Source organism: Alloprevotella sp. Lung230 (assembly GCF_014385435.1).
GTDB lineage: Bacteria > Bacteroidota > Bacteroidia > Bacteroidales > Bacteroidaceae > Alloprevotella.
The window spans coordinates 189,124-195,860 of the sequence record NZ_JACSUD010000002.1; the positions used below are offsets into that span (position 1 = coordinate 189,124).

The window sequence follows — 6,737 nt, forward strand, 5'->3', positions numbered from 1 at the left end:
AAAGGAGGTTTAGGAGTGAGTGAGGAACGTTGAGCCTTCGGACAAGCGGGCGGCCACGTGGTCGGCAATGGCCTTTGCGGCAGCCTGAGTGCAACCGCCGAAGGATGGGAAGTCGTTGAAATCGATGAGCGCCGTCGAACCATCGGGACGCACTACTGCATCGCCGCCGTAGATGGGCATACCGCTCGCCAGCGCCAGACGGTCGGCTGTGGCTTTGAGGGCTTCGGCATCGAAGGGATGTCCCTGCGGCCGCCCGTTGTGGGCTTCCAGCCCGAACTTTGAGAAGCCTCCCTCGGCCGTGGGCAGGGTGCAGTGGAAGAAGGGCGTGCTCGCCACACCATAGAACTTGACGAGATCGCCCTCCACGTGCTCCATCGCCACAAAATCGGTGCACCCATTGTCGACAAGAAAGTGCAGTCCTTCGGAGAGTTGGGCGAGGTCGGTGACAAAGCGCACATCGCCCACACTTTGTGCCGTGGCATCACCTCGCTTGAGCCAAAGCGGATAGCCCACGACTTGCTCGATGCGCGCCACATCAGTGGTGTTGCCCATCGAACGCACGCCGACGCCCACCGAACACGCCAAGGCATCGAGGTGCGAGCGGGTGTTGCGCAGCAGTGCCGTGGGCGAGTTGAGCACCGGCACTCCTCGAGTTTCCAGTTCGGCCAAGTAGCGAAGCGTGTCGGCAGCACGCCCCATCGACACCACAAGGTCGGCATCTACAAGGCTGTCGGGCAGCGCCTCTTCGTCGATGGATCGCACTGCCCTACCCTGCAAGGCAAGTTCCATCAAGAGGGCCTTGAAAATGGCTTCGTCGCGCTCCACACTGTTGGGCGAAAAGCGTGGGGCGCGGGAGATGAGGTAAATCATGAGCGGAGGAAGGTTTCGGCCTTGACGATGTCGGCAGCGTGATCGACATCGAGGATTTTTGTGAACAGGTGGGCTTTGAGGCGCAAGCCGTCGGCAATGAGTCCGCGCTGGAAGTTGCGCATGCGGCTCTGCCCTTCGGCCATGCAGCGATGGAGGGTGTCGAGGGCACGAGGAGTGAGGGCATAGATGCCGCCCGAGATGAAACGGAAGCGCGGCTCGCGGACGTCGTAGAAGCCATCAATGTTCATCGCCTCGTCGGTGCCGATGTAGAGGGGACTTTCGTCGTCGATGAAGTCCGTGACCGCCATTGCGCCGTCGAAGCCCTCGGCCAGTGCCGCGCGGAAGGCCACGATGTAAGTGCGGAAGTCGTCTTCGCGGAAGATGGTGTCGACCGTGGTCAGGCAGAAGGGGGCATCGCTCAGATAAGGGGCGAGCGCCGCAAAGCTGTGCATCGACGAAGGCGTGGTCTGCACCACAAGACGGATGTGCCAACCGGGGTGTTCGTCCATGAGACGCCGCACGAAGGCTTCGGTGGAGGGGTGCAGTTGGTTGACGATGACGGCCACCTCTTCGGCCTCATTTTCAAAGAAGATGCGGAGCAAACGCTCCACCATGGGTTCGCCGTTCAAGCGAACAAGGGGCTTAGGCAGCGCAACGCCTTCTTGGGCAAGGCGCGAACCTTCGCCGGCTGCAATAATGGCAAATTTCATAGGCAGAGATAAACATAGAGAACAGCACCCCTGGACGAGAGGTGCTGTACTTATAGTTTCGAAAGAGAGTTAGAAGATGACGCGGAAAATGAAGCGGATGCCCCATTTCGTGGTCTTGGGGTCGTTGAGGTAAGTGAACCTCCGCACGTAGTCGATGTGGAGGATTTTGAAGATGTTGTGGACACCAAATGCCGCCTCGACATAGGGGCGCTGTGGGTCCATGAGTTGCGTGGTGGAGCTGAAAGACCCATCACGTTCGAACACACCGGGGAAGAAGAATAGATCGGTGCGGTGGCGGTTGGCCTCAAGCGTTGGGTTGTTCTTGTCGGTGAGTTTTCCCCAGAGGAGGTTCACCCCGATGTGCTCACGCCATTTCAGCTTTTGGAGCAGTGGGATGCGGTTGAATATCTTGCCGTGCATGTTCCAGTTGAAGAGGAGCTGGGCGTAGCGGTCGTTGAGGAACTCCATGTTGTTGATGAGGTAGAACATCTTGTCCTCGTAGACGTAAGAAAGGTTGGTGCGTGGCATGCACAGCAAGGGGAAAGGTACGCTGTTCCACTGTGCACCGGCCGCCATGTCGAAGTCCATGCTGCCCCAAGAGCGCAACCAGATGCGCTTGCGCACACCCACCTCGGTGATGTTGTAGGAGTAGTCGCTACCCAATCCTTTCAGGCCGATGGTGTGGGAGATGCGGAAGATGGGAGCTTCCTTGTTGACTAAAATGCGGCGCTGCTTGGTGTTGATGTAGGCCACGCCGGGTTGGTACTTGAACATCACCGAGAAGTCAGTGGTGTTGAAGAGGCGGATGTTGTGCCCTCCGGTGTGCGAGCGGCCGAAGATACCCTGGGGCTGTGGGTTGAAGCGGCCCGAAGCATCGTAGTGTGTACCGTAGGCCACGGGCTGATAGAAGAGTTGATAGGTTGGCTCTGTGGTCTCGTGCCGCAACTGGGTTTTCCACTGCATGCCGTTGCTCCACTCTTGGTCGTAGTAGAGTTTGAAGCTGCGATTGTACATCATGTGCTTGGTGGGCGCCCATTTGAGTGCCACAAAGATGTTGTCCTTGTCGGTGGAGAGGAATTGGTCGGAGGGCGTCATCACGTCGTAGGAGTAGTTGAGCGTGAGGTTCGACACGGGAAACTCCATCGGTAGATAAGCCTTGCGACGGATGGAATAGGTGAGTTCGCTCATGCCCTTCCAGCGGCGGTCGCGGAAGCCGTAGGCCATGTAGCCGCCCCAGAAGATGTGAGGACTGAAGTGAGCAGTGGTTTGCATGGAAGCACGCAGGCGGAGGCCGTCCACCGGGTTGGTGGTGACAATGGTGTTGATGGGGCCGATGTCGAACTTCGAGGGATTTTTCTCATCGAGCGACGTCGGTACATAGTTTTCAATGAGCGACTTGCCCACCCAAATGAAAGGCTTCAGGCCGGGAGTGTTGAGCAGGCGGCTCACGAAGAGCGACATTCCGCTTTCGGTCTTGGTCAGTTCCTCGGTGCGGTGCTCGCTCCAGAACTTTTCGGACTGCATGCGGGCATCGGGGTCAATTTTCGTGTCACCGCGGAATTTGAAGAGTTTGGCCGGCAGTGGGTCGAAGGAGAAATTGGTGTACTCCGTGTAGTGCTTCACCTCCATTGTCTTCAAGAACTTGGCGGCTTCGAGTACCACGAACATGTCGTTCTTGGTCATCACCTGTTCGCCCGAAGGAAGTTGTGTGAACTCTTGGCCGATGTTGATGCGCTTGACGTAGTTGACCGTCGACTTGATGGGGATACTAATGTCGGCGCGGGCAATGCGGAAGGTGCTGTCGGCGTGGATGTAGAGCGAACCGGTGAAGCCGAAGTCGCGCGGATTGTTCGGGCCGAACGACACCTGGATGCACTTGGCGCCGGCCACGTAGGTGGTGTCTTCGATGAAGTAGCGGTAGAAAGCGATGGCACTCTTGCCGGCGATGGGGCTGAGAAATTGCGACTGCACGAAGCGGATGTCGTCCTCGTAGATATTGACTTCGGTGAAGATGTCTTGCAGCATCGAGGTGAGGATGTCGCCCGTGTCGATGAGTTCATTCATGCCCGTTGTGCGCTGGCCTTGCACGATGGTCTTCTTCTCGTCTTTGTCCTTGCGATAGATTTCCTGCGACACCGTCTCGTCCACCGAAAGGGGGAGGATGAGTTTGCCGGTTTCGGGCGAGCGCTCCACGTGGTCTTTGAGGAAAGCAAACTTCTTGAGCGCCCCTTCCTCAAAGACTTTGGGCGTCACATCGCTGAGAGCAAAGGAGATTTTGTCGTACTTATCCACGCTGTAATAGTCGTGCTGGCGGAGATTGCTCGCCTTCTTGGCCGCGATGACCTTCTCCATCAAGATGACGGCGGGGTTGTTCTTACGGGAGTATTTGCCGCGCGAACCTTTGACGGTGGCTTCGCTCAGTCCCAGGTCGGCGGGCTTGAGTTTGACCATCAGACTGTCGGTCGACTTCAAGCGTAGGGAAAAGGTTTCATAGCCCACGCTCGACACCAGGAGCTTGGCGTTGTGGTGGAAAGGCAGACTGAAGCGTCCTTCAAGGTCGGTCTGCACGCCCCCCTTGCCACCGTCGTAGAAGACATTGACAAAAGGCAGGCTCTCGCCCGTCTTGGCATCGTAGACGCGACCGGAGATGCGCTGCGCCACAACGGCAAGCACACCTCCGCAAAGCAGAAAGAATAGGAACAAAATCCTTCTCATCATGGGTTTCTCGAAATATAGTGGTAAGAATTAGGAAGGGGACGAGTTCGTGTCGCGGCGACGGCGCTCGGGGAGGCTGATGGACAGGGGGTTGGCGTTGGCCTCGTCGTAGGACTGCCGACAGCGGAAGACATCGATGGCCGTGTAGATGGCTTGGAGGAAGGAGGCCGGCGAGGCTTTTCCCTTTCCGGCAATATCGTAGGCCGTGCCGTGGTCGGGCGAGGTGCGCACCAGGTCGAGCCCGGCGGTAAAGTTGACACCGTCGTCCATGGAGAGGGCTTTGAAAGGGGCAAGCCCTTGGTCGTGGTACATGGCCAGGACGGCATCGAAGTGGCGGTAGAGGCCGGCCCCGAAGAAGCCGTCGGCACTGTAAGGGCCGAAGCAGGGCAGCCCTTCCTCGTTCATCTTTTGCAGCAAGGGGCGGATGATTTCTTGCTCTTCGCTGCCCAGCAAACCATCGTCACCGCAGTGGGGATTGAGACTCAGCACGGCGATGCGCGGTGCGCTCAGACAGAAATCGCGCTTGAGGCTACGAAGGATTTGGCGAAGTTTAGCTTCGATCAATTCGGGGGTGATGTGGGCAGCCACTTCGCTGATGGGCAGGTGGGTAGTGGCCAGTGCTATGCGCATCGTGGAGGTCATGAGCATCATCAAGGCGTCCTGTCCGTAGGTTTCTTGGAGGAATTCGGTGTGTCCGGGGAAGGCAAACTCGGGGCTTTGGATGCCAGCCTTGTTGATGGGGCAGGTCACGAGGACATCAATCTTTCCGGCTTGGGCATCGGCCACGGCGGCTTCGAGAGCATGCCGCGCCATCCGTCCGGCTTCGGGGGAGGGGCGTCCGAGTTCGATTTTCACTTCCTCATCGCCCACTACGTCCACCAGGTTGAGACGATCGTCTTGGGCGTCCTCGGCACGGTCGATGGTGTGCCAACCGGTGTTCAGGTCGAGCATTTTGCGGTGGTAGGAGGCGACCTTGTCGCTGCCGTAGACGATGGGGGTGAAGAGGTCGAAGATGTCGAGGTTGTCGAAGGCTTTGAGGATGAGTTCGTAGCCGATTCCGTTGGTGTCGCCGTGGGTGATGCCCACACGTATTTTGTTGGTCATGGGGTTGGGAGTGGAGGGGGTTATTGTCGGAGGAAAAGCCGCAGTGGGGGGGACAGGGAAAGGCTATGCGCGCTCTTCCATCATCTTTTTGGTGGTGAGCATCCCGCAAGCGGCGTAGATGTCTTGTCCTCGGGAGGCGCGGATGGTGGTGGTGATGCCGCGGCGGGTGAGGTAGTCGCGGAGGTGGACCATGCCGGCATCGTCGGTGCCGTTGAAGGGGGTGTCGGGGATTTGGTGGAAGCGTATGAGGTTGATGCGGCAGTCGAGGGGTGCGAGGAGTCGGAGCAGGGCGTCGGCGTGGGCATCGCTGTCGTTGAGGCCTCGGAAGACGATGTACTCAAAGGTCAGTCGTCGTTGCTTAGCGCCTTCGGGATAGTCGTCGTTGGTCTTGCGGCAGAAGTCGTATTGCCGGAGCAGGGCGACTATGTCTTCGATGCTGAAAGCGCGCTCGGCGGGCATGAACTTGTTGCGTTCGGCGGCGATGGGGTGATGGAGGGAAATGGCGAGGCTGCATGGGCTTTCGTCGAGGAATCGCACCAGCCCTTTGGCCAGTCCCACGGTGGAGACGGTGATGCGCTTGGGGCTCCAGGCCCAGCCCCAGGGGGCGGTGAGGGCGGTGGTGGCACGGAGGACGTTGTCGAGGTTGTCGAGGGGTTCGCCCTGTCCCATGAAGACGATGTTGGTGAGCCGGCTGCATTCGGGGAGGGAGTAGATTTGGTTGAGGATGTCGGCGGCGGTGAGTTGTGCCATGAATCCTTGTCGGCCGGTCATGCAGAAGTGGCAGGCCATTTTGCAGCCCACTTGGGAGGAGACGCAGAGCGTGGCGCGCTCGCCGTCGGGGATGAAGACGGTTTCGATGTAGTGACCTTCGACAGTGCGATAGAGGTATTTGATGGTGCCGTCCTTCGACTCGACGCTTTCCACGGGGGTGGAGATGCCGATTTGGTAGCGCTCGGCCAGTCGGCGGCGAGCTTCCTTGGAGAGGTTGGTCATCTGCTCGATGGAGCGCACCTGCTTCTTGTAGAGCCAGTCAGCCAACTGCTTTCCGACAAACTTGGGCAGTCCGAGGTTGAGGGCGGCTTGTGTGAGTTCGTCTAGGCTGAGTCCTAAGAGAGTGTTGGGTTTGTTGTCCATATCGAAAGGGCGGTTGCGTCTAATGTTCGTGCAAAAGTACGACTTTTTTCAGAGAAGTCGAAGGGGTAAGTGTAAAACCTCTCGGCGCTTCGTCCAAAAAGGGATGTCCTTTTGGGGCAAAACCGACGTTCCTTTTAAGAGAAACCAATGTCCCTTTTGGAGGGGGACGATGGGAGGGCTGGAAGAATATGCCGGCATATATGG

The 6,737-nt window shown here is 58.3% G+C and carries 6 protein-coding genes; all 6 read right to left on the reverse strand.

Features of this window, described 5'->3' with window-relative positions; translation table 11 throughout:
• Positions 1 to 9: 9 nt before the first annotated feature.
• Positions 10 to 870, reverse strand: a complete 861-nt coding sequence (locus H8527_RS02895; RefSeq protein ID WP_187545434.1) for a hypothetical protein — start codon at positions 868 to 870, stop codon at positions 10 to 12.
• The gene (locus tag H8527_RS02900; RefSeq protein WP_187545436.1) at positions 867 to 1,580 is read right to left on the reverse strand and encodes an NTP transferase domain-containing protein; all 714 of its coding nucleotides are present in this window, start codon (positions 1,578 to 1,580) and stop codon (positions 867 to 869) included. Before H8527_RS02900 ends, H8527_RS02895 begins: the two co-directional genes overlap by 4 nt.
• A 69-nt stretch (positions 1,581 to 1,649) precedes the next feature.
• On the reverse strand, positions 1,650 to 4,298 hold the full coding sequence (locus H8527_RS02905) for a DUF5686 and carboxypeptidase-like regulatory domain-containing protein (RefSeq protein ID WP_187545438.1): 2,649 nt from the start codon (positions 4,296 to 4,298) through the stop codon (positions 1,650 to 1,652).
• Positions 4,299 to 4,325: 27 nt separating this feature from the next.
• A complete protein-coding gene (gene pdxA / locus H8527_RS02910; RefSeq protein ID WP_187545440.1) occupies positions 4,326 to 5,399 on the reverse strand; it encodes a 4-hydroxythreonine-4-phosphate dehydrogenase PdxA in 1,074 nt (357 codons plus the stop codon).
• A gap of 63 nt (positions 5,400 to 5,462) precedes the next feature.
• Positions 5,463 to 6,533: a 23S rRNA (adenine(2503)-C(2))-methyltransferase RlmN gene (gene rlmN / locus H8527_RS02915; RefSeq protein ID WP_187545442.1), complete on the reverse strand. Its 1,071-nt coding sequence runs from the start codon at positions 6,531 to 6,533 to the stop codon at positions 5,463 to 5,465.
• Between the two features lie 19 nt (positions 6,534 to 6,552).
• Positions 6,553 to 6,737, reverse strand: a 185-nt coding sequence (locus tag H8527_RS09715) for a hypothetical protein (protein ID WP_222935091.1), incomplete at its 5' end; no start/stop codon positions are given.